Source organism: Mycobacterium sp. FW102-FHT13B02, assembly GCF_058790275.1.
Genome location: NZ_JBYTCM010000020.1, coordinates 64,223 through 87,016 on the forward strand (window position 1 = coordinate 64,223; position 22,794 = coordinate 87,016).

Below are 22,794 nucleotides of genomic sequence, written 5' to 3' on the forward strand. Positions count from 1 at the left end.
TGAGCGCAGTCTGACCAGCAGCGGAGATGCGTGCCTGCCCATCGCCGAAAGTTCTTGCTAGATACCTGGTTCAGAGTCGGCGGCTCTCCGGACACGGCGTGGCCGATTAGTGGGCTGCGTTGAAAGCCTCGATCACGTCGGCGGCAATGCGGCCACGCTTGGACACGGGGTGGCCGTTGGCTACAGCCCATTGGCGAATCGCCCGATTCTGGTCGGTCGCAGAGGCGACGGTCGCGGACTTGGGGCCGCGCCGCTGTTTCGTCTGCGCGGCGCGGGCCGGTTTGGCGACCCGTGCACGCGCAGGCTGGGCCTTCTTGACTGCAGCGACGGACTTGCGGACCGTCGGCGCCGGCGCCTTCTTCGCGCGCGATTGCCGAGTTTCACGGGCCTGGGCCTTCTTGGCTGCGCTGATATAGCGAGCAATATCTGCGTCGAACTGGGCACCGTTTTCGGCGGTCAAGATCAAGGTGTAATCGTTGCCTCGGTACGAAAAGTTCACGGTGTCAACAACTTCAGCGTCGATGCTGCCGCCGTCGAGGTCGTCTTCGTACTCGATGGTCACCTTTTTGCCCACGAATGCCCGCTTTCTGTGTTAATCGATTGCTAGGTTGCCGGGCGCAATGCTACCGGGCCTCGTGGTCTTGAAGGTGCCGTGAGGCCATGTCAGTGTCGAGTCATGATGGCCTGTCGACGCCACAACGGGGTGCAGCCAGATCGTGAAGGTGTGTTGCCGAGCCGTGTGGCCAACCAGTTGAGTTATCGGCCAGCAGAGGGCTCGTGGCCATCCAGAGTAAGGAGATGGGCCTGTGTCGAGTGAACGCGAGATGCTCGATCTGCTGCAGAAGAGGTACACGGCTATTCGGCGTGGCACGATCGCGGACAGGTGGGTCAGAGCCGAGCATGTTGCGTCGACGCTGGGGCACTCGCGGAAGACAGTGACGCGCATTGTGGATTTCGTCGCTGTGGACAAGTACCCCGGGCAGCCGTACGGCAGCACGCTGGCGCTGCACGGCCATGAAGTGAAGGTATCGCGATCGGATTGGCTCGCGGAGCTGAAAGATCTGTCCAAGGCCGAGGCCTTCAAGCGATATGTCCATCACTGGTGGTTGGTGGTGTCGGATGCATCGATCGTCAAACCTGAGGAACTTCCGCAGGATTGGGGGTTACTGGTGCAGTGTGGGACGGTGCTTCGCACCAAAGTCGTTGCGCCGCGCTTGGTGCCGGAACATCTGCCGATCGACGTGTCGATCTCGTTGATGGCCGCGGCGGCACGCACGGCCTACCGTGAGCCGCTGCGGCGGGATGCGCCAATGGCTTTCACGCCGGATTCACATCGGCGGTGCGGATTCTGCGGGGGAGGGTGTCCGTGCCGACTGCATCAGCCCCGACTCTTCGAGCAGGTCGCGGGCAATATTCGTGGCGTCGGTGAAACCGTGGAGCGCGCGTCGTGACGATGCGGGTGGTGTCGACTCCACGGCCGTGTCGAGTTCGCGGTCTATCGCTGGAACGGCGCGTTCGACCGCACGGAGTTGCGGCGCAAAAGATTCGGACCGGGTCAAACAGTCTGCTGTGCAACGAGGTCGAGTCGTCACGCAGGTTCTCGGTGATGTCAAGGCGATCTGCCGTACCTGCGGCCGACCCGGGGATCTGTTGGTTCACGGCTGCTGATCGAGCGAAAGGACAATGCGATGGATTCCTTGAGGTCAAGAAGTCTCACCTTGGTCGGTGGTCCCGCAAGAGTGGGCAAGACGACACTGGCGCGGCGATGGGCTGCAACCCGTCAAGTCGAGTTAGTCCACCTTGACCATCTGTTGCACGCGGCTGTCGCCGTCGCGTCGGGAGATGCCCTCTGCGCTCTACGTAAAGCCCCGAGCATCGCTACGCACAGCCCGAGGGAGTGGCTGGACGAACTGAGGGACCGTGATGCTGTGCTCTGGACGGCGGCGCGGGCGTACGCGGGGGCGGCGGTCCATGAGGTCGTCATGGAGGGCGGCCTTTGGCCTGACTGGGTTGCGGAAATGGAGCTGCCGCATGCGGCGATCTTCGTTGTCGATACCGCGGACGACATGGCCGATCGGCTGGTGGAAATCGCGCGCGCGAACCCGCAGAGTTGGATGGCTCAACGAGGATGGTCAGAAGAGAAGATTCGGAAGTGGGCGGGGTACAACAGATTCCGGAGCGAAGTCATCGGTGATCTCGCGGTCCGGCACGACTACCCAGTGTTCGATATCGCGAGCGGTATCGCGACGGTCCAAGACCAAGCGCTAACCCATCTCGCGACGGTCACCTGCGCCACGCCAACAACCGTGGGGGCTGGGGGCTAACGAACATGAGAGTGGACGAACTATTCGCGGCACGAGAACGCGCGTACCGCGGCGAAGGCAGCCTTCGCCGGGTTGGTGTCTACAACAGCGTTGATGAACTGCTTGGCCTACGGGAGTCGGGCTATCTCGTCGGTCCTGACGACAGCGCGATCAGGGCGCAAAAGTTTGGTCCTTCTCGCGGCGACTCGCGTTACAGGGTCGCTCGACCTGGAGTGGCCACGGCCCATCATTGGACCGCAGACGAAATGGAAAGCGTCAAGCGGGCGTACGAGAGAGGTGAGCATGTCGACCGAATCCGTCGGGCTTTTCCCGTTGAGACGGCCGGGCTGGGCGACCTTAAGCGGCAGTTCAGCGACCCGGACCTCTTCGGAGCGTGGAACGAGGGCGGAATGCCGTGACCGCACTCATCGCAGTCGACCTAGATCGGACCTTGATCTATTCGAGCCGGTGGTTCTCTGAGACCGATCATGCCCTCGCCGTATGCGTCGAAATCAGGGACGGCAGGGAAGTTTCGTTCATGACGCCCACCGCTGTCCACCTATTGACGTTGTTGACCGCGCGCCACCTGGTTGTCCCGGCCACAGCACGCAGCGTTACTCAATACCAGCGCATCACCTTGCCTGGCCGGCCGTACAGGTTCGGCGTCGCCGCCAATGGCGGCGTCATCCTCGTTGACGGGCAGCCCGATCCGGTGTGGGGTGCGACAGTGGCGGCGTCCATTCGTGCCGAAAGTGCTGTGCTCGGGGAGGTATTGCAGGCCCTGTACCGCCGTGTCAGCGACGCGTGGTTGCGGAAAGTCGTTGTTGTTGATGGCCTTTTCGTGTACTGCGTCGTAGACGAATCGACGCTGCCGGCCGATTTTGTGGATGCGTGGAGCCATTGGTGCCGACGGCACGGCTGGCAAGTAATAAGGCAGGATCGGACGGTCTACACGGTGCCTCGATCGCTGTGCAAATCTCACGCTGTTCTGGAGGTTAAGCGGCGTCTGGAATCCGCCGGCGAACTTTCCGCTTCCGCGGCATTTATCGCGGCCGGCGATGGCGCACTGGACGCCGGGCTCGTCGGTGCAGCAAGTATCGCCATGGTGCCTTCCCATTCGGGCCTTGGCCGAGGGGGTTGTACCGTCACCACGGCGCACGGTGCAACGGCGGCGGAAGAAATTCTCGCGCGGTGCCTGCTACAGGCGTCGAACTGTCCGCGGAAATGAATGCGCCGCGGCCTTTCGGGACGCTGCTGCTCGCCCCGCGCGGTGGCGTTTCAATCCGCGGGTGTTGCGGCCCACCAGGGGTCGGTCAACGGCGAGATTCGTATGGAGCCGACCGGCAAAGGTCCGCATGAGCATCACCCACCGAAGCACCATCTGAATCCGTGGAGCACCACACCTAAGTCGTCGTAGACGGGGGCGCTCCAGCATGATTTGTGGCTGCCGTGCGTGAACCTGGCCCAATGCGCCAGTGCTGGCTGTCACGCGCTGGCCGGTCTCGACGCATGAACGACCCCGGGAACAGTCTGGGCGCGCCAATTATCTTCCTCTGGAAGATGTTCCATGCCCGCCATAGTCTCGAAATATGACCGATCCCAGGCCAGCGCCGAACGTCCCGGATGGCGCGCTAGAAGAATTCGCGCCCGCGATCGTCGAATTCGCGAACGGCAGCGTGGTCACTTTCACCAGCGCTCATGTCTACCCGGCGAACATGCTTCGTGTCACCCTCCGTCAGCAATGGTCGACGACCGGTGGCACCGACGTGGAGGCCACCGACGTCGCGTACTACTCGGCCGGAAGCTGGTGCAGTGTGCAGTGCGATCCGACCGGTGCCCTGGTCGTGTGCACCTACCGTGACGGTGACACGACTCGCGCCAAACGAGTGGACGTGGTGGCGGTCGGGGTTTGTCTAGATGCGGTGCGCGAGTTGATCATTGAGTGGCTTCGCCGGTACAGCAATGCATATCCCCTGGACGAAGCGTTCACGGGCATGACTTCGGGCGAGATGCTGAATCGGATGTGGGAGACATCGTCGCGCGTCGGGGTCGTTTTCATGTTCCATGTGCCCGACGGCGCGAATGGTACTGCGCTGGATGCGGGGGCCAGCGCTGTCCGGGGTGGGCGCCGCCCGCTGGCACCCAGTGAGGCCAGTGGAGCTGCTCTGGCCGTGCCCGCGGGCGTGAGCTCACCGGCCGGGCGGGTGGGGCAATGAGCCGAGGCCGAGGAATCGGAGGGCACCAAGGGGCGCGGATGGTGTCGGATGTTTGGTTGACGCCACGTCACATTCTCGATGCCCTAGGTGAATTCGACATGGATCCGTGTGCGGCCCCTGACCCGACGATCTGGCCGACTGCGCGCCGCCACTACGGCTTGCCCACCGACGGATTGTGCATTCCGTGGGAGGGCCGGGTGTGGTTGAACCCGCCATATAACCAGCATGTTTATCAGTGGGTTGGTCGTCTGGCAGTGCATGGGCAAGGCACCGCTCTGATGTTCGCGCGGACCGAGACAGCCGGGTTCGTTGATCATGTGTGGGGTGCTGCTGATGCGATCTTGTTCCTGCATGGCCGGTTGCACTTTCACCACGCCGACGGCAGCCGTGCCAGCGCGAACAGTGGAGCGCCGAGTTGCTTGGTGGCATACGGGGCGCGAGATGCGCAACTTCTCGCCGAGAGTGGTTTGCCAGGAACGTATTTCAAGGATTGGCGGCGTCGCTGTGCTTGATGGGCAGCTGTGCTCAGCCGCGTCGGGTTAGCGGAAAGGTCAGCACAAGAGTCGTCATCTCACCGGGAGAAAAGGGCAGTTGCGATGAGTGCACCAACAGGGGCGTCGGCCGTCGTGCAAGACCAACTGGGCCCAGTATCGGTCCATCCCTATGCGGAATTGGGTGACACGCTGTGGTGTAGTCGCCAACGTCTTGATCGATGGCACCGTGTACGTGCACTGGGCTGACGGGATGAGCGAGTGCCGCAATCCTGCCGATTTGGTTCAGGGCGAGCTTGCAGCATGACGGCGGATGACCCTCCAGTGGCAGCCGTGGAGCAAAAGCTGACGGAAGCTGAAGCTTTCGCGCTCGACTGCCTGCGGCGCGGTGGCTACCCGGGAAAGTGGATGCGGCCAATGGATCTGGGGCGTCCGAGTTCGTTTGCCTGGCGCGGACTTAACGGCCTTGTGAAGCGCGGGGTACGCAGTTATTCGCTCTATAGTTCGTTCTAGTACGATTTGATATGGTTTAGTACGATATTGGCGTGACTCGGAGTCTGACTCGCATTCAGTCCTGCGCGGTGTGTTCTGGGGCGGTTCGCGTTCCCGCCGGCTCTGATGAGGAGTACTCGCTGGTGCTGCCGACGAAGCCACCGACAGTCCAGCGGCGAGGGAACGTGGTCAGGGTTGTCGGCCCACCGCAGTGCTACCTGGTCTGCGATGGGTGCGCATCGACGCTTATGGGGCCGCGCACTGACGGAAAGGTATCGAACCCATCGGGCGTGGGGGACGCGTTACGTGAACGCTATGGCGACGGCTACGCCATCTGGACCTCGCCGGCCGCGTTGTCGACGATGCTGGACGACGCGGCCGAGTACCTGAGTAGCCGCGAGGCCCGCAACGGCGTGGACTTCAGTACCTGGCAAAAGATGCGGGACCTTCAGCGATGAATCTGAAGGAGTGGGCGCAGGCGCAGGGGATTCACCCCCAGACCGCCTACAAGATGTTCCGCGACGGCACGTTGCCAGTTCCTGCGCAACGGATCGGGACGCGACTGATCCTGGTGAATCCTGAAGGTGCAACCGCAATATCAACCGAGGGTGTCGGCCTCTACGCCCGGGTGTCCTCACACGACCAGAAGGACGACCTGGCGCGGCAGGTAGCCAGGCTCACTGCATGGGCCGCGCAGGCCGGCCATCGTGTTGTCCGCAGCGAAGCTGAAATCGGTTCAGGGATGAACGGGGCACGGGCGAAAGCGCGCCGACTGTTGTCGGACCCCGAAGTTACGGTTGTGGTCGTGGAGCACAGAGACCGGCTCGGGCGGATGAACACCGAACTCGTCGAGGCGGCTCTGTCTGCGTCCGGTCGTCGTTTGGTGGTGCTCGATGACGGCGAAGTCGAGGACGACTTAGTGCGTGACATCACCGAGGTGCTGACGTCGTTCTGCGCCCGCCTGTATGGCCGCCGCTCAGCCAAGGACCGAGCGAAACGAGCCTTGGAGTGCGCCGCCGCGCCAGCAGATGGCGGGTTGTCGTGAATATGTTGGCGCGCAACAAGTCCGGGCTTCGGCCGATCGTAGACCCGTTCGTTGTCGCGCCTCCGAGAGGTGTGCGGACCCGTACCCGCGTCCATCTCACGCGCGAGGAAGAGGCGGTGCTCGAACAGATCGGCGTGTTCTTGGGCCGGCAGTACCGGGCGACACTGGTTGACCGGATTGCGCTGGGCGCGGCCACGAAGAAGGAACAGGCCGCCTGGCGACAGGTCCGTAAGCAGGCCCTCACCGCTGCGACGTCGTCGCGGTGGGCCGGGGCGATCACCCGCACCGCCATCGACTCCTACGACCTGGGCATGCGCGGCCTGAACACTCACGTCGACTCGTTGATGGCGGCGATCTCGACACTGGATGCTCGGCTGGCCGCACCCATCGGCGGCAACTCTCGCGACCTGAATCGGCCGCACGCAAAGCCGGTTCGTGGGTATGCCTCCGAAGCGGAGCGGTTCCACAAGTCGCGCCGCAAGGCCCACCTCGAAACTCTCCTGGTGCAAGCACGGGCCCGACAGGAGGCCGGGCAGCCACGCATGGTCGTGGGTGGCAGCCGGTTATGGCGCAACCGCCAGAATCTCGCCGACACACCGATGACCGTGGCCCAGTGGGAGAAACGCTGGACCGACGAGCGCATGTTCCTCACCGCTGATGGCGAGTCCGGCAAGCGCTTCGGAAACGAGACCATCCGCGTCACCGACGAAGGCGTGCTCATGATCAAGGTGCCCGGCGCCCTGGTGCCCGAGCATGGGAGCAGGTTGACGATCACCGCACCCGTTTCCTTGAGTACCCATCGTGGTGATGAATGGGCTGGTCGGATCACCGCCGACCGGGCGGTACGGTACGACGTACACCGCGACCCGCGGGGACGCTGGTATCTCGACGCGTCCTGGGTCTACGAACAGGCGTCCGCCGTACCGCTGGGGGCGCTGCGCAGCCAACGCACACTCGGAGTAGATCTCAACGCCGGCCACGTCGACGCCGCTGTCGTTGATCCACACGGCAACGTCATCGGCGTTCCCGAACGGCTCGATTTCGCCCTCACCGGTTCCACCTCCCGCCGCGACGCTCAGGTCCGCCATGTCATCACCCGACTGATCCACCTCGCCTCCGTCCATGGCTGCGCATCGATCAGCATCGAGAACCTGGGCTTCGGCGATGCCCGCAGCACCGGCCGCGAAACCATGGGCCGGGGCCGCCGAGGCAAACGGTTCCGCCGCACCGTCGCAGGCATCCCGACCGCCACATTCCGCAACCGGCTAGCTGGAATGGCTGCTACCGCAGGGCTGTCGGTGATCGCTGTCGATCCTGCCTACACGTCCCGATGGGGACGCCAGCACTGGCTCCCCGCACTCCAGACTTCCGCCCCGACCATCGACGGCCACCGCGCCGCCGCGGTCGTGATCGGCAGGAGAAGTCTGGGCCACCGTGCCCGGCGCAGGCCTGTCGGACCCGTTACGCGACAGAGGACGCGTGACGGCCAGCCGGCCAGGCCAGCCGCACGGCGACCCCAGCCTTCTCGCTCGCGTGTCACCGCAACGCCGAAGGCGCACGACGCCGCAGGCCCACCGGACCGATAGAACACACGCCAGCGCCGCCAACATCGTTCGGGCGGCAGAGCACCCCGGAGACGAGCCACAAACTCACTCCCGCTCACTCAACAGGAACGGTTGTGGAACGGCGATCGCGGCGCGCTACATCGCCGGCCACCAGATCAAGTACCAGGCAACGTCTAAGCGGACAGTCACCAGAGTTGCGGGCCTGGGACGACTGGCGACAGCGGTGTAGTCCCGTGTCACCGAAGTCCTGAGACATCACGTCTAGCTGCGCTGTCTGGTGCGGTAGCACATCTGGCAGGTCAGTGCGTCCTAACTTGGAGTGGATGGTTCTAGGGTTACATCGCCGCTGAAGCCGCCCGTATAGATCACTTTGGACGGGTCCATCGTTTGGGCTTGGACCAATGTGGGGTCGATGACGGCAGCGACGCCGACGCCAACGTTGGTTTGGTCGTTGGTCAGCGGTGGTGAGTCGGAGGGGAATGCCACGATGAGGTCGTGGGCCACCAGCCACAGCTGTTGGCCATGTCGAGTCACCCATGCGGGGGGTAGGCGCGCGGGGTTGACATCGGTGGGAAGCGGAATATGCCACGGTACGGACAGGCGTCCGTACCAGTAGCGGTAGTCCTCGGTCTGTTCCAGGACCAGGGCGAGGGTGGCCACCGCCGGCAGTTGCGCGACCAGTTCTGGCGCTCCGGCGTGCATGGTATGCAGGGTAATCAGTGGCACGTCTATGAACGTAGCAAGATTGAGGGCCGATCTACACGGGTGACGAGGGTCAGGCGCTTGGGTCTGGGTCCTCTGGATAACCGCCGATCGGCCTCTTACGGTCGGAACATGGTGACTTTCAACGCTTCCGGCCATTCCCACCACGGATTGGGTGACACCTTCATGCATTGGGGCGTAGGTCGACTTGCGTCGATGGCCGTGTCGTGGCTTGTTCACGCGCTGCCTTGGATCGCGGCGGCCGCTGCCGTGGTTTTTGTTGTCCTACTGGCCAAACGTGGGTGGGATGCGTGGCGGCGGTACCGGGCTCAACGAGCAGCAACTTCCATCTCGCAGCCACCGGCCCCTGACGGCGGTGTTAGGTCGACAGATACAGCGGCGCTGATGTTTGGTCAGGGCGAAGCCGGAAAGCGCGACGGCACCAGCGGGTTCGGCGCTGCGTCAACCCGCTGATAGGGCTGGGGATATCACAATGAGCCGACACTCAGACCCGCGCAACATCGCCTTGCGCGATCAGATCCTCGCTGCGCTTCGTGAAGAGGCCGCCGCGGTGTCAACGGAGCGGACGTGCAAGATGATCGCGGCTAACTGCTGCATCCACGCCAATACTCCATGCGCCGCCGATCGATGCGGATGGCGGCGCTGGCGGTTGCCGGTGTACTCCCAGTTGATCGCCATGTCGCGGCTCGGGCTGGTGGAGAAGACGAACGTTGACGGCCGCATGGATGTCTACTGGCGGTATTTACCCTCCGACGATGCGGGGGAGTCGAACCGAGTACTCGCTCAGAGGGAAGTTTTCGAGTGAATCACGTTGGGATCAAGCGACTGTCCAATGAGGCACTGGGCGTGGTGGCGCTCGCCCGGCAGGTAGCTCACGACCTGCTCGCCGACGAGCTGCCCCGCCGATGGGCCCACACTCAGTCCGTTGCCCGGCGCGCAGAGGAACTGGCCGCTGTGCTAGCCCCGGACTCTGCTGAAGATATTGTCACGGCGGCGTGGCTCCACGATATTGGATATGCGATTTCGTTGCGGCGCACTGGATTTCACCCGGTCGACGGTGCTGCCTTTCTCGCCACAGGCAACTGGCCGTTCAATGACCAGGTGGTGGGTTTGGTCGCTTACCACACGGGGGCGCTGACCGAGGCGCGCGAACGCAACCTGACTGGCGCGTTGGCTCAATTCCTCGTGCCACGCGAAGTGGACTTGGCGATATTGTCATGTGCGGACCTCCATTGCGGTCCCGACGGATCAGCGGTTGATCCGCGGTCGCGGCTGGAAGAAGTGCTGCGGCGTTATCCGCCGAGCGATCCGGTTCATCGGGCGGTATCGGTATCAGGGCCGCTGCTGATTGCGCGCGCCGAGGTGATTCGGGACGCAGCGGCCGAGGCTGCGGCTCACGGACCATTCAATGTTGCTGTGCCGCAACGTGTTGAGCTTAACGATGCTTGGCCGCCGCATTGGGAAGCGGTGTGGGAGAACGAGGCGTATGCGGTTGCCGCGGTGACTGTCTTCGAGCATCCCGAGTACGTCGTCTCGGTGAAACTAGCCAAGCCTGGGGCGTCGTTGGTGCCCCGTCAGGCAGCGCAAATGGCGAAGGACCTGGCGGCGGCATCGTCGGCGGCGGCGGGCGCCGACTTGGGGTGGACCTGGTACCAGGTCTTCGTCAGACGAGATGGTGACGGCGAGGAGAAGTCTTGCCGGCCTATCGTCTCTGACGTACTGCACACTTTCGATTTGGCGGACGTCTTGGCGATGCTTTCGGAGCTCGCTGGTGGCGAGGGGCGGCTGGTCATCAGGCAGCAGACGTTCTGGACGCTGACCGATGTCACCGATTGGAAGACGGTTGCGACCGTGGCGCTTTCGTCAGTGAAGTGATCGCTGCGTTATCGCGCCCGCTACCCCGGCGGCACATTTTCGCGCAAAATCCGGTGGCACCAGCCACGACGCGAGAGCATGACCATATGCGTTGGAGGTGGAAAGCGCCGATGGTAGCGGTCGCCGTTGCCGTCGTGGGGGGTACGCCGATCACGGGGGCTGCACACGCCGACTCACAGTGCCCGGCAGATATGACTGCAAAGCAATGCAACTTCTACACGCACTGCGTGCACGTTGTCGGACAGCTCGACGTCCCCGCGGGCGGCAGTTGGGACGACCCCGGGGGTTGTCGCGCGGGCGCGTACGAGTACACGCGATAGCGTGTCGACGCTTAGTTAGTGCTCGTCGAATGCGGTTGGGTCTGGGGCGAACCATCCGGGTGCGTACTCGCTGTAGCCCCATGGGGCCTTGCTTCCTGGGGGCACCTGAACGATATCGCGAATGTCGATGGGCCGATGTGGTGTCCACGGAGGGTCAGGCTGGAACGGGTTCGGGCGGGGGTAAGCCCAGCCAGGAGCCTGTGTGGTGTGGTTGTAGTCGGGTAACTGCCCCGGTGCGGTGCGTTGGATGTCGTTGAAGTCCAGTGGGTATTTGGCGGCCGGCGGCGGCGGCGTCGCGAATCCGGGTGTGTCGGGCGACGGGTAGTACATGTTGGGTCCGATTTGGGTAGTGCCGCTGGGGGCGTACTGGCCGTCGGGCACGTGAATGATCTTGGTGACGTCAATCCAGTAGCGCGGGTCTTTTCCGTGCGCCGGCTCGGGGTTGGTGCTGGTTCTGTTGTCGACCATTGTGGCGTGAGCACCGTCGTGATCGCCGCTTGCCGGGAGGTCCCCGGCGGCGGGGAGCTGCCGGGCGAGTTGTTGGAAGTTGGTGGCGGTGTCTTTGACAATTTGAGTGGTTTCGGTGACACGTTGTTGGGCGGCTTGGATGAGGGCTGCTTTGCCGTCGCCGGTGCCCAAGTGGGGTGCGAGAGCGGTTTTGTCTTGTTGCCAGGCGGTTTGGACGGCGTCGAGCTGGGTGCGTGCTTGGGTGCTGAGTGTGCTGGCGGCGGCAATGGTGCGGGCGGCGCCGGCATGGCTGGTACGCAGTTGGTCGCGCTGAGCGTCCAGGGTGGTGCTGGTGGCCTTGGCGGTGGTGGAGGTGTCGCCTTCCCAGCTGGCCGGGTGGGCGTCGGCGAGGTTGGAGGTTCCGTAGGTTCCGGGTGTGGGCTCAGCCGGTGTTGTGGTGCCGAGCAGCTGGCGCGCGTTCTGCAGGAGGGCGTCCACAGGGTCCATAATCAAAGTATTGCGTATGTTGTCAACTTTGACATAGCTTTGTGACACCTGTGAGTAACAAGGATGCCTGCGCTCATCGAGTGAATCCCGCTGTTAAGCGTGGCCAGGCGACGCGACGAGGCGAGCGAATACTGTGCAACGCGCGATAAATAGCCCTGATCTCGCATGACGCCGGACGATTGGAGGTAGGCGCCGCAGGGTGTAGCCGTCAGAATTGGACAGAGTCATCAATTACGCAATCGATCGTTTGGTCCCTATCGCCGACGTGGCCTTACCCGGGCGAGCACGGGACCGTCCGGCGCCACCGTGAATGCCACCGTCGTAGGAAAGTCGTGTCCGGCGGAATCAATTTCGAATCGTCGGATGATGTCTGCGACGCCCAACGTCGCTTGCTGCATCGCGAAGTGTTGGCCCATGCATGAGCGGGGGCCCGCGCCAAAGGGCAAATACTGCCAACGGTTCCGTGTCGCGGATTGCTGCGGTGAGAAACGGTCAGGATCGAACGTCTGCGGGGACTCCCATAGGGTGGGGTCACGCTGCACTGACCGCCGGCCGATCGCGAGTGTTGTTCCGGCGGCGACCCGGTACCCGGCGATGGCTACGTCCTGTTTGGCGATTCGTGTTCCGGTGGCAGCAGGTGGGCATATTCTCAACGTCTCTTGCAGGACCTGGGTGGTGTAGGTCAGTTCGCTGAGATCGCCGGGAGTGAGCGGTCGATCGCCGATCGCAGCGGCTTCGGCCGCCACCCGTTCTTGGATGTCATGGTGGTGGCCTAGTGCCCACAACGCGTACGCCAATGTCGTTGCAGTGGTGTTGTATCCGGCGAACAGCATGCTGACGAGCTCGGCGATGATGGCATCGTCGGACAATCCCAGTCCTGTCTCAGGATCGGTGGCATTGATGAGCATTTGGACCAGGGGAGCTTCTTTGCTTGGGTCCGCCCGGCAGGATTGCAGGATGTCGTTCGCGAGTCGGCTGAGGCCGGCCGCCGCCATCCTTGCGCGTCGCTGGCGGCGCGTCGGCAGCCAGCTCGGGGCACGCAAGGGGGACAAGCTCCGACTGAGAACGTACTGGGACGTGATTTCCAGTGGCTCTGCGATGGAGTCTGCTTGAGCCCCTAAATCGGTGCCGAATACCGTCCAACCAAGGGTGCGCAGCGACAGCAAAGCGCTTTGGTCAGCCAAATCGACAGGCGTGTCGGCACTCCACGTGGCACATACGGCCTCAACGGCCTCGGCCATGTGTCCACCGATTTGCGTGACCTTCCTGTGTGTAAACAGAGGCTGCAGCGCTCTGCGCCGCGGAAGCCACTCGACATGAGGGGAAACGAACACGTTGGCGCCGATAAGCCGTCGGAGTTCAGTGTTGACGGCGCTGCCTTTGTCGATCGATCCGTCGCGTGCGCTGCAGATATCGCGGATACCTTCAGGCGAAGTAGCCAACACAATGGGCGGGATCAGCCAACGAGGCCCGAGAACGACCGACGTAACCGGGCCTCCCGCATCGCGCAGGATGTCAGTTCCCGTGTGGTGAGATCGCACTGCTCGAAGCCGCTGCAGGTAGGGCAGCGGATTCTTGGGCACCGGGGGCAAGTTCGCGATGACCTCGTCGCTATGTTCAACGCCGCAATGCTCAACTATGTCCACGGTAGTAGCGTAGTGGCCCCAGGGAAGGGCAATTAGCGACCGATCGCAAGGCGCCCGGCAGTTGAGCGTTGCGGCGCCGCAGGGGGTGCCCGCACACCTGCTCGACGGATCTTCGTCTGGTAGCGGCCGAATGGAATGGAGCATGGGATGTCACGCACCCAAGCCGACGACCTCGACTATGCGCTCCGCGAGCTCGATGAGTTGACGAACCCGCCCGCGGAGTGGGTCGAGCAAGGCATTCGGCCGGTGCGCGGCAGAGTTTCTGCTGTCGCCTCAAACCTCCTGCCCGAACTCATCTTTCGCGCGGGGCTACCCCTGCCCCAGCTCGCGCAGACGGCCGACGGAGGGGTCCGAATTTGGTGGCTCGGTTCCGGTGCGCAACTCACGATCGAGATCGGCGGCGACGGTCTTTCCGCCACCGCGACCAGAGACGTTGACGGGAGCAAAACAAACCTTTTCCACCATGACATACAAGGAGGCGCCATCGCCCTCCCGGCCGATGAGCTCGCACAGGTGCGTGCGTGCATCGAGGGGTTGGGCGGACCGTCTGCCCTGCTCTGGTAGCCGACCAGCGGCCCGGCTAGGAGACAACTCGTGCTGAATGAGCGAATCATGCCCGGCAGGGCTCGCCCGACCGTGACGGGTTCCCGTGTGGCATAGTGCGTTTGGAACGATGTGACGTCTCAGATGGTCACATCGCCGTCATCTTCGATCAGGCCCTCGACCGGCCTTTCGCGCCAGGACCGCGCAAGATATCGGCGATCTGCTCGGCAGTACCGGACGTCGAGCTGCAGCGGCATAGCTGCGCGGTGACGATCTTCGTCGTGATGATGCGCGATTGGTTGTTGTTCAACCCATCATTGACTCAATCTCACCCACACGTACCTCAGTGCAAACTTTCGACTTCAGATCGGGGGATCGGCGGTCGCGTCTTTGGATCTAGGTAGTGGACCGCGGGGCGCACGAGAATCGTGGCGGTCAGACCGCCAGATCGTTCTCCGCGGTCCAGAATCGGGTCTGGCCGCGGCCGCTGGTTTTCGCTTGGTACATCGCGCTATCAGCGTGCCGCAGAATCTCAGCGGCGTCCCGGGTCTCGCCTGGCGCCGTCGCCGCGATGCCGATGCTGGCGCTGGCGTGGACGAGGCGGTTATCGACCCGGATGGGGTCGGCCAGGGTGGTATGGAGGCGACGGGCGATCTGTTCGAGGTCATCGACGGTGGCCGGCGCACCGATCAGGATGAGGAACTCGTCGCCACCGATGCGTGCGACGGTGTCCCGTGCGCGCAGCACCTCGGTGAAGCGTTTGGCGCAGATGCGAATCACTGCGTCGCCTGCGTGGTGGCCGAGAGTGTCGTTGACCTCTTTGAGTTGGTCGAGGTCTATGAAGATCACAGCCGCCAGCGGTGGGGAGCCGATTCCGGCAAGCGATCCGGTGATTTGATCAGTGATCCAGGCCCGGTTCGGCAGGTCGGTGAGGGTGTCGTGGGTGGCGTCGTGGCGCAGCCGCTCGCTGGCCAGGTGCTGTGCTGTGACATCTTCGAAGGACAGCAGCACCCCTGAGCCTTCGCGGTCCGCGGGGTCGAGCAGGCAGGTACTGACCGACAGCCAGATCCGGCGCCCGTCGCTGTCGTCGATGAACAGCAGCTCATCGTTCACCGACCGACCGGTACGCCGGGTGATCGCGACCGGCTGCTCTGCTTCGAGGCGCAGCTGCCCATCCGGGCCGTGCCCGGGGAAAAAGTCAGCCAGATCGACGGAGCTGGACAGATCGCCGGGGCAGCCCAGGATGCGTAGCGCCGCGGGGTTGGCCGACTCGATGCGGCCGAGCGGGTCGATCACCATCACGCCGCGGTGCAGGGATTCGACGACCGTCTGGAAGTGCTGTTCGGCCCGACGCAGCGCGGTTCGGTCCGAGCAGACCAGCACATAGCCGGACTCCATGGCCGCGGCGGACACCCGAATCGCCAGGGCCCGTCCTTCCGCGGTGTGGTGCGTCGTGTTGTGTACGCCGCCGGCGGCGACGATCGCCGCGGGGTTCAGGGCGGCTCCGACCGCGGCGGCGATCGGCAGCCCCAGCGTCAGTTCCGCCGGCCGCTGATAGATGGTCTCGGCGGCCGGGTTCCAGGCGGTCACGGTCCCGTCGGCGGCGGTGCCGATGATCGCGTCGGACACATGCTCGACCAGCGCTGCCTGGTACCGCAGGGTAGCCTGGGCCGCTTTCTGCGCGGTGATGTCCCGGAACACCACCTGATGGGCGGGCCGGCCCTCCCAGGTGGTGAGGATCGAGATGATCTCGACGTCGAGGATTTTGCCGTCGAAGCGGAGCAGCGCGGCTTCAGCTGGTTCGGTCGCATCGCCCAGCTCGCGCAGCGTCGCCAACCGGGCCAGCATCCCCGGCACAGAATCCGCGTGAACGAATTCGGTGATCGGATGCCCAATCAGCTGCTCGGCGGATTCGGCGGCGATCCAACGCACGCCCGCCGGATTGAGATAGACCACCCGGCCGGCCTCATGCACACAAATTGCGTCAGGGCTGTGATCTACCAGGACCCGGAACCGCACACCGTCCGGATCAAGGGCGACCGGTTCCACGGTCGGGCTGCTGTCTGTCACGGTCCTCCCCGGCGTTCACTATTCAGATTCCCCCCGATAACGACACCCTCGCAACAGGCACTTTTCCTGTGGACGGACAGCAAGCTGCCCACGTCTACGGGAGGTAGTGCCTTCTGGCGAATTCGATAGCAACATATCTGCATCAGGGTCAACGCAATGTGAGAAGGAGACAAATATGACAAACGTAATGGACATCGCAGGCATCGGAGCGGCCACTGGCTACGGGTGGGGACGCAAACGCCTGTGGTCCGGCTTGATGAGCGGCAAACCCGCAGCCGCATTGTATCCAGGGTACGGACCAGGCGGCCAGGACGCAGGCTGGCTGGCACGGGTCCCCGACGGCGGCGATTCCGAGGATGGGCCGACCCGATCGGCCCGGGCGATGCGCGCGGTTGCCCGCGAAGCCATCACCGACGCCCAAGCCAGGGGCTGGACACCAGGCCGCCGGGTGGGGCTGCTGCATGCCCTGGTGCTGCCCGAAATCGAGACGTGGCGCGAGTTCTACCTGGTCGATGGCGGCCAACGCCGAGTTCGTGACTATCTCGCGCTGATGCCGTCGACGCCGGTGTCGATGGTGATGCAAGAGCACGGGTTCCACGGCCCAGCGATGAACGTATCCGCGATGTGCGCGTCGGGGAACGCCGGCATGATCACCGCGAAGATGTGGCTGGACGCCGGCATGGTCGACGATGTGCTGTTCTTGGCCACCGACCTGTCCCTGACCCCGGAGAATGTGGAGCACTTCGTCAAGCTCGGGGTGGCCGTGACCGATACCGAGCCGCTGGAGGCGTGCCGGCCCTTCCAAGAAGGTAGCCGCGGGTTCTCTGTGGGCGAGGCCGCGGTGGCGTTCGTGTTGACCGGCCGTCCGACCCGTGCGTACGCGTCGATGCGGGGCGGGGCGATGACACACGATGCCTATCACGTCACGTCGGTCGATCCGTCCCGCGTGCAGGTAGACGAATGCGTGCGCACCGCTTTGGACACCGCCGGCGTCGCGGCCGAGGAGGTGGCCTACTTGAACGCGCACGGCCCCGGCACCGCGCAGTGCGACGCCGCCGAAGCCGCCCTGGTCGACGAGATGTTTGGCGGGCGGCCCGGCCTGTACTCGGTCAAGCCGCTGGTCGGGCACTGCCAGGGCGCCGCCGCGGCGGTTGAAATCGCTGCCGCAGCGATGGGTTACGAGTACGGGATGATCCCTGCACCGCCGGTGGTTGCCGACGGCCATCATCGGCTGCTGGATGGGCCGACGCCCATCGACGGCGGTCTCACTCTGAAGACGTCCCTGGGCATGGGTGGGCAGAATTCCGCGGTGGTGCTGGCGCCGGCGGGGTGAGCGTGTGGCGGGACTGGTGCCCGCGTGCCGGTCGATCGGTGCGCGGGCACACGTCCTGTAGGGCAGGGACTGGAATGCTACTCGTGATGAATGAGCGCACCGTGCTGCAGCAGATTTGTGACGGACGAGTCCCATCGTTCGAGTTGCTCTCGATCATAGAAATGCCCGGGTAAGAATCGCTCGATATGCCGGCGCAGAATGATGGCGCCGACGCGAAGGACGAGCGGGTTCAGGAATGACCAGAGGAAATCGATATCGTCGCGCATCAGTCCCTGTTCCTGGAACTTCCGCCCTTGGTCTTCGCTGATCTTTGCGAGCCCGTCGAAGATCACTTGGCCGACCCCGCCGTCGGCGTCGCCTTCAACTAGGACCCGCTTGAGGTAATCCATGGCTGTTGGGTGATTGGCTATGAGTTCGACGATGCTCCGGCCGGCCGTGATTGTGGTGTACTCGGCCTGCTGCACGGCCGGTTCGAGGTTCTCGGCGATGATTCGGAGGACGTGCGTGTCGACCGCCTTCACCAGGGCGGCTTTGGTCGGAAAGTGATGCTGAAGGGCTCCCGGGGACACACCAGCAAAGTCGGCGACCGCCCGAAGTGATGTGACCGCGATACCCTGTTCTGCGAAGATCTGTAAAGCGGCCGCGATGAGCTTTTCTTCGGTGGAGGGCTCGCGCTCTGGCAGCGCGAGCCCGAAGACGCTTCGACCTTCCATGGCTACGACAATAGCGCTAACCTGTATCGAAATACAGGCGCATTGGAGCTCAATTTGCACACATCTTGTTGCTTTGGCTCCTCACAACGATTGTGACAGCGAGGGTGCCGATCAATGAGCTTCGTTACATATCCTCATGGCAGTGTCAGCGGGGCGCCGGCCTACCTCGCTGTTCCGCGAGACGGGGGGAGATGGCCCGCGGTTGTAGTCGTCCAAGACGTCTTGGGCATGACTGCAGACCTGCGCCGCACCGCGGACCGACTGGCCGAGAACGGCTATATGGCGTTGGCGCCCGCGCTCTACGCCGGAGGCCTAAGAATCCGGTGCCTGATCTCCACGTTGCGTGCCGCCAGCGCCGGAATCGGCACTGGTTACGCCCCGCTGGTTGCCGCGCGGGACTTCCTGCTCGCAGACGAGCGCTGTACCGGGAAAATAGGACTGCTCGGTTTTTGTATGGGTGGCCAGCTCGCCCTTCAGCTGTCGGTTGGAGGGCTCTTTGATGCCTGCGCGTCAAACTACGGGGTCCTGCCCAAGGATCTGGGCGCGTTGAGGAAAGCCTGCCCGGTCGTGGCCAGCTACGGCGCACGCGACCTCATTGCGCGCCGCGGTAGCGCAGCGCGCCTCGATGCTGCTCTCGCTAAGGGCAATGTGCCACGAGACGTCCACGAGTATCCGGACGTTGGCCATGGCTTCATCAATGACTGGCAGTTCACGGGCCCGATTCGCTTTATCGAGCGCGCTGTGGGAGCTAGTTACTCGCCGGGCGAGGCCGAGGACGCCTGGCGGCGCATGCTCGAGTTCTTCGGCAGCCATCTTTCCGTTGATGGCTCGCCGGCGTCTCGTCCGGCGATAGACGGTGGCTGGAAAGCCACCACACCGCCTGACCCTTTGGGGTTGCCCTAATTCCGGGCACCTGTCCGGACCTGATCGCCGTAGCTCAGCCGGGGGCGGTGCCCCTGGCTCGCCGGAACGCCTGCAACGCTGCCTAGTACCGCACCCGCTGCGTGCCAAGGCAAACGCTGAGCGTGATCGACAGGCGCACAGCGGTCGCAACCTAAACGCCGACGCCGTGCGCATCAGAGGACCTTGAGTGGCGTGGTCTAACGAACCTACGTGGTCGAACGAACCTAACTGCCCAGCGTGACGCGGGGAACCGGCGACTTCTCGAGCAGGGTTGTCGCAGCGTTGATGTCGAGGGGTGCAGAGACAAACGGACCTTGGGCTTGTTTGCATCCAAGCCCTGCTAGTACTTCCGCGTCGGCGCGGTGTCGCAGACCACTGGCGACCAGGTCCAGTTCGAAGGCCTCGCCCAGGGCAAAGATCGATGCGACGATTGCGGCGTTACCTTCATCGTCCGGGAGGTTTTGAACAAATGATTCGTCGATTTTGAGTGTGTCGAACGGTAAAGATTTCAGCCCGACCAGGGAGCTATAGCCGGTTCCGAAGTCGGCTAACGTCAGGCCTATACCCGTCGCCTTGAGATTGCGGAGCGTTGCGCTCACTGAGGAATCGTAGAACAGGTCGCTTTCGGGAAACTCCAGTGACAGTGCGTGGGCAGGTAGCTGGAAGTGATCAAGCGTCTTAATGAGGTAGGTGACGAAATTCTCTGTAAGCACCTGTGCGGGTGAAAGTTTGATTCGCATGAGTAGGTTATGGGCGAGCGTCCTTTGGCGCCACTGGTGTAGTTGCCGGCAGCAGAGCCAAAGAATGTGGCGCCCCAATGTCGCCGCTTGGTTCGTGGCTTCGGCGACGGGCATGAACTGTTCGGGAGAAAGCGGTCCGCGGGTCGGGTGGTTCCACTGCACCTGTGATTCGAGGGCGACGATCGCTCCGCTGTGTAAATCGGCTTCAGGCTGGAAGTAGAGGACCAGTTCGTCGTCTTCGACGGCCCGGTGCAGGTTGAATTCGATGTCGGCAATTAAGTCGAACGTCTCGGCTAGATTGTCACTGAACATCGCAATGTGATTGCCGCCGGCAGCTCTGATCGACGACAAAGCATGATCTGCATGGCTCAGGAGATCTGATGCTGAATGTTCCCTGGGGAGCCCGACAGCTACCGCGATGCTGATGCTGGAGCGGATATGTTCCGATCCGATGAGGATTCGCCCGCGCAGCTGTTCGCGTAACTGATGAGCGAACGCCTCAGCGCTCTGTGGGCTGGTGGTGCCTGCTAGAACCACGGCGATCTCAGCGTCTCCAGGCCGGGAGATGAACCCGCTGTCGCCTATCTGTGCGCGCAGTTGCGCGCTGAGCTGTGTCATGAGCTGGTCTCCTGCCGCATGGCCGAGGACAGCGTTGACGGTGCGCAGTCGGTCTGGGCTGATGTAGAGGATGGCGACTGACTCTGAAGCATTGCCTGACAGGCGGAATTCAAGATGTTGGATTAGCTTCCTACGATTCCATAAGCCGGTTAGGCTGTCCTGCTCGCTCAGGCGCGTCATTTCTTGTTCATGGTCGGTGCGCAATTTGACGTGTGCGAAGACGTTGGCGATTGTCCTTAGTGCATCGAGTTCCGTTGCTGGCCATTCGTAGTCGCCGTACCTGATTAGTTCCAAGGTGCCGACTGCGTCGCCGCCCGGCAGAATTAGCGGCGCTGCTGCAATAGAGATAATGGCGGGCGATGGCGTGTCAGGGGTGATCCGTGCGTGAAACTCCTCGGATTGTGCGGTCAGTCTGAGCGTGGTCGGTTCGTCGAGGTCTTCGGTGAACGCTGGGTCGGGGGTTGCCGCGTATCTCCGGGCCGGCCATTGGGCAATTAGCCTTGTCGCCCCGACGTTGTGTTTGTTGTGCCAGAGAAATGCTGCGTCAAGCCCGAGAAATCTGCCGATGTCAGTCAGTACTTGTTTGCTGAGATCGTCAACTCCCTCCGTATTAACGGAGTGCAACTTTTGAGCCGCATCTGCAATGAGCTCGCCAAGGGTGCTGTGGGGACCGAACACATCACTACGTTAGCGAAGAAAATTGCACTGAATGCCGTTCACTCTCGTGGCTGGCGGTCCCGTCCCTGCGCGGATGAAGTTGCGTTAGCGAGACCGGTCGGATTTCGAGACCGGTCGGACTTGCGGGCGTGCGTTGCGGGAGCGCCGGTCGATGACCCCACGACATCAACCGGCGCTGCCGCCGACGTCATTCGGTATGTGCGCCGGGCGCTTGGTCGTTGAGTTGGCCGTTGCGGATGAGGCTGCTGACTGCGGCTTCCCACCGGTGAATCTGTTCGGGAGTCTTGAACGGTGCGGGCAGCATCTCATCGATGTGGTCGGCCAGGATGAACGCCCCGACTCGCAAAATGACTGGGTTCAGGGCTGCCCACACTCGGTCGATCCCGTCGGGAAGCATGCCTCGTTCTGCAAACCAGTCGCCTTGTGCGTCGGACAGTTCGTAGAACCACCTGAACATGACACGGCCAACCTGACCGCGTTCGATGAGAGAGCGGCTGATGAAGTTCATCAGGTGTGGTTGCTCGACGAAAATGTTGACCAGCTTGTTGCCGGCTTCCGTGAGCATGTCCAGGTCGTGAGTGTCAGGCACTTCGAGGATGGCGCTGATCTGCTTCAAGACGTGCTGGTTGGTGGCATCCAGCAGGTGCTTCTTCGTTGGGAAGTAGTGCTGCACCAGCCCGGTTGACACCCCCGCGGCATCTTTGACGCGGCGATAGGTCATGCCTTCGCTGCCGTGGTCGGCGAACACGACCGTCGATGCGGCGAGGATCTTGTCGAGGCTTGACACCTCGACGGGTACCGATGGCTCCTCGTAGATCACGGTCCTCATGCGGCTAGACAATACAACTAACCCGTGCCAAAATACAATGACATCGTAGACAATGCAGAATACTTGCATCCTTGTACTTCTGTATCGGAATTGTCTGCTGTGGGGGATTGAATAGTGCTGCCGGCTGGCACTCATTGCGGGGTGGGCAAGCAGTGCGCGGTAAGGGGAGGAAGCGGCGATGCGATTGAAGGCTGACGTTCGGGGGCGCTTGGTCCGCAGGTCACAATGCGGATCATCACCCGCTGAAACCCAATCCGGCTCGCCCGGGTTGCAGGCGCTTGTCCCAGAAGGCAAACCTATCGCCCGAGGAGGGGCGAACGCGCGCGGCGCATCGCTGGTGGCGCTGGAGAATATCAAGGGCATGTAGCTGCGAGTGGAAGTTGCATAAATTGCCCTCCATTGCCGACCCGGTCGGCGCAACTACCGGTCCCGCATACCTGGCCACGCTTGGGGGTCCCGGGCCGTGGTCTGGTGTTGGGGTGGTTCACGGCATCCGGGAGATGTCTTTCGCTGTGGGAGTTTTGGCTGATCGGGTCGCCACCGCCAGATTCGGCTTCGGCGGTGGCGCGGGCCTCGTCGCCGCGCTCTCTGGGCGGTTGATGCTGCCGCTTCCAGCTACGGTCTCGCCCCTAAAGAGTCCGACATGCTTTGGCCGCGCGTTCATGAATTCAGCGTGGCTCCCGTCGGTCGGGATCGCCGGACTTGAAGGGGCCTGTATGGCTAGACAATACGAGTCA

Annotated in this window: 22 protein-coding genes; 14 read left to right on the plus strand and 8 right to left on the minus strand. The window is 63.2% G+C overall.

Annotation, left to right across the window (positions count from 1 at the left end; translation table 11 throughout):
- Positions 1 to 106: 106 nt before the first annotated feature.
- Complete coding sequence (locus AC3WTE_RS25785) at positions 107 to 574, minus strand: histone-like nucleoid-structuring protein Lsr2 (RefSeq protein ID WP_492442119.1); 468 nt, start codon at positions 572 to 574, stop codon at positions 107 to 109.
- 232 nt (positions 575 to 806) lie between these two features.
- Here AC3WTE_RS25785 and AC3WTE_RS25790 point away from each other — a divergent pair, with 232 nt between their 5' ends.
- The 8 genes from AC3WTE_RS25790 (at position 807) to AC3WTE_RS25825 (ending at position 8,133) form a co-directional block, all read left to right on the plus strand.
- Entirely contained in the window at positions 807 to 1,451 is a 645-nt protein-coding gene (locus AC3WTE_RS25790) for a hypothetical protein (protein WP_492442121.1), read from the plus strand.
- Between the two features lie 477 nt (positions 1,452 to 1,928).
- Positions 1,929 to 2,324, plus strand: a complete 396-nt coding sequence (locus AC3WTE_RS25795; RefSeq protein WP_492442123.1) for a hypothetical protein — start codon at positions 1,929 to 1,931, stop codon at positions 2,322 to 2,324.
- A gap of 394 nt (positions 2,325 to 2,718) precedes the next feature.
- A complete protein-coding gene (locus tag AC3WTE_RS25800; RefSeq protein WP_492442125.1) occupies positions 2,719 to 3,531 on the plus strand; it encodes an HAD family hydrolase in 813 nt (270 codons plus the stop codon).
- Between the two features lie 361 nt (positions 3,532 to 3,892).
- A complete protein-coding gene (locus tag AC3WTE_RS25805; protein ID WP_492442127.1) occupies positions 3,893 to 4,519 on the plus strand; it encodes a hypothetical protein in 627 nt (208 codons plus the stop codon).
- 38 nt (positions 4,520 to 4,557) lie between these two features.
- Positions 4,558 to 5,031, plus strand: a complete 474-nt coding sequence (locus tag AC3WTE_RS25810; protein WP_492442129.1) for a DNA N-6-adenine-methyltransferase — start codon at positions 4,558 to 4,560, stop codon at positions 5,029 to 5,031.
- 761 nt (positions 5,032 to 5,792) lie between these two features.
- Positions 5,793 to 5,960, plus strand: coding sequence for a hypothetical protein (locus tag AC3WTE_RS25815; protein WP_492442130.1), 168 nt, complete (start codon positions 5,793 to 5,795; stop codon positions 5,958 to 5,960).
- Complete coding sequence (locus AC3WTE_RS25820) at positions 5,957 to 6,547, plus strand: IS607 family transposase (protein WP_492442132.1); 591 nt, start codon at positions 5,957 to 5,959, stop codon at positions 6,545 to 6,547. Before AC3WTE_RS25815 ends, AC3WTE_RS25820 begins: the two co-directional genes overlap by 4 nt.
- A 116-nt stretch (positions 6,548 to 6,663) precedes the next feature.
- Positions 6,664 to 8,133 (plus strand): nuclease/transposase family protein, encoded by a 1,470-nt coding sequence (locus AC3WTE_RS25825; protein WP_492442133.1) that lies wholly within the window; start codon positions 6,664 to 6,666, stop codon positions 8,131 to 8,133.
- A 288-nt stretch (positions 8,134 to 8,421) separates the two neighbouring features.
- On the opposite strand, the gene AC3WTE_RS25830 is transcribed toward AC3WTE_RS25825, so the two are convergent.
- Positions 8,422 to 8,814: a hypothetical protein gene (locus tag AC3WTE_RS25830; protein WP_492442135.1), complete on the minus strand. Its 393-nt coding sequence runs from the start codon at positions 8,812 to 8,814 to the stop codon at positions 8,422 to 8,424.
- A 132-nt stretch (positions 8,815 to 8,946) separates the two neighbouring features.
- Here AC3WTE_RS25830 and AC3WTE_RS25835 point away from each other — a divergent pair, with 132 nt between their 5' ends.
- Genes AC3WTE_RS25835 through AC3WTE_RS25845 form a run of 3 tightly spaced genes read left to right on the plus strand, consistent with a single transcriptional unit; the run spans position 8,947 to position 10,710 of the window.
- Positions 8,947 to 9,288, plus strand: a complete 342-nt coding sequence (locus AC3WTE_RS25835; protein ID WP_492442136.1) for a hypothetical protein — start codon at positions 8,947 to 8,949, stop codon at positions 9,286 to 9,288.
- Between the two features lie 19 nt (positions 9,289 to 9,307).
- Positions 9,308 to 9,640, plus strand: coding sequence for a hypothetical protein (locus AC3WTE_RS25840; RefSeq protein ID WP_492442137.1), 333 nt, complete (start codon positions 9,308 to 9,310; stop codon positions 9,638 to 9,640).
- Positions 9,637 to 10,710, plus strand: coding sequence for an HDOD domain-containing protein (locus AC3WTE_RS25845; protein ID WP_492442138.1), 1,074 nt, complete (start codon positions 9,637 to 9,639; stop codon positions 10,708 to 10,710). The genes AC3WTE_RS25840 and AC3WTE_RS25845 overlap by 4 nt, the downstream gene beginning before the upstream one ends.
- Before the next feature lie 335 nt (positions 10,711 to 11,045).
- Here AC3WTE_RS25845 and AC3WTE_RS25850 read toward each other — a convergent pair whose 3' ends face one another.
- On the minus strand, positions 11,046 to 11,984 hold the full coding sequence (locus tag AC3WTE_RS25850; RefSeq protein ID WP_492442140.1) for a hypothetical protein: 939 nt from the start codon (positions 11,982 to 11,984) through the stop codon (positions 11,046 to 11,048).
- Positions 11,985 to 12,238: 254 nt separating this feature from the next.
- The gene (locus AC3WTE_RS25855) at positions 12,239 to 13,630 is read right to left on the minus strand and encodes a cytochrome P450 (protein WP_492442141.1); all 1,392 of its coding nucleotides are present in this window, start codon (positions 13,628 to 13,630) and stop codon (positions 12,239 to 12,241) included.
- A 147-nt stretch (positions 13,631 to 13,777) separates the two neighbouring features.
- On the opposite strand from AC3WTE_RS25855, the gene AC3WTE_RS25860 reads away from it, so the two are divergent.
- Positions 13,778 to 14,194 carry a hypothetical protein gene (locus tag AC3WTE_RS25860; protein WP_492442143.1) on the plus strand — a complete coding sequence of 139 codons (417 nt, stop codon included), beginning with the start codon at positions 13,778 to 13,780 and terminating at the stop codon, positions 14,192 to 14,194.
- Between the two features lie 414 nt (positions 14,195 to 14,608).
- Here AC3WTE_RS25860 and AC3WTE_RS25865 read toward each other — a convergent pair whose 3' ends face one another.
- On the minus strand, positions 14,609 to 16,243 hold the full coding sequence (locus AC3WTE_RS25865; protein WP_492442144.1) for a diguanylate cyclase domain-containing protein: 1,635 nt from the start codon (positions 16,241 to 16,243) through the stop codon (positions 14,609 to 14,611).
- Between the two features lie 175 nt (positions 16,244 to 16,418).
- On the opposite strand from AC3WTE_RS25865, the gene AC3WTE_RS25870 reads away from it, so the two are divergent.
- Complete coding sequence (locus tag AC3WTE_RS25870; RefSeq protein ID WP_492442146.1) at positions 16,419 to 17,576, plus strand: beta-ketoacyl synthase N-terminal-like domain-containing protein; 1,158 nt, start codon at positions 16,419 to 16,421, stop codon at positions 17,574 to 17,576.
- Positions 17,577 to 17,653: 77 nt separating this feature from the next.
- On the opposite strand, the gene AC3WTE_RS25875 is transcribed toward AC3WTE_RS25870, so the two are convergent.
- Complete coding sequence (locus AC3WTE_RS25875; RefSeq protein WP_492442148.1) at positions 17,654 to 18,289, minus strand: TetR/AcrR family transcriptional regulator; 636 nt, start codon at positions 18,287 to 18,289, stop codon at positions 17,654 to 17,656.
- Positions 18,290 to 18,403: 114 nt separating this feature from the next.
- Between AC3WTE_RS25875 and AC3WTE_RS25880 the strand changes: the two genes are divergently transcribed.
- Entirely contained in the window at positions 18,404 to 19,192 is a 789-nt protein-coding gene (locus tag AC3WTE_RS25880) for a dienelactone hydrolase family protein (protein WP_492442150.1), read from the plus strand.
- 224 nt (positions 19,193 to 19,416) lie between these two features.
- Here AC3WTE_RS25880 and AC3WTE_RS25885 read toward each other — a convergent pair whose 3' ends face one another.
- Positions 19,417 to 21,228 carry a bifunctional diguanylate cyclase/phosphodiesterase gene (locus AC3WTE_RS25885; protein WP_492442152.1) on the minus strand — a complete coding sequence of 604 codons (1,812 nt, stop codon included), beginning with the start codon at positions 21,226 to 21,228 and terminating at the stop codon, positions 19,417 to 19,419.
- Positions 21,229 to 21,415: 187 nt separating this feature from the next.
- Entirely contained in the window at positions 21,416 to 22,057 is a 642-nt protein-coding gene (locus tag AC3WTE_RS25890) for a TetR/AcrR family transcriptional regulator (protein WP_492442153.1), read from the minus strand.
- Between the last annotated feature and the right edge of the window lie 737 nt (positions 22,058 to 22,794).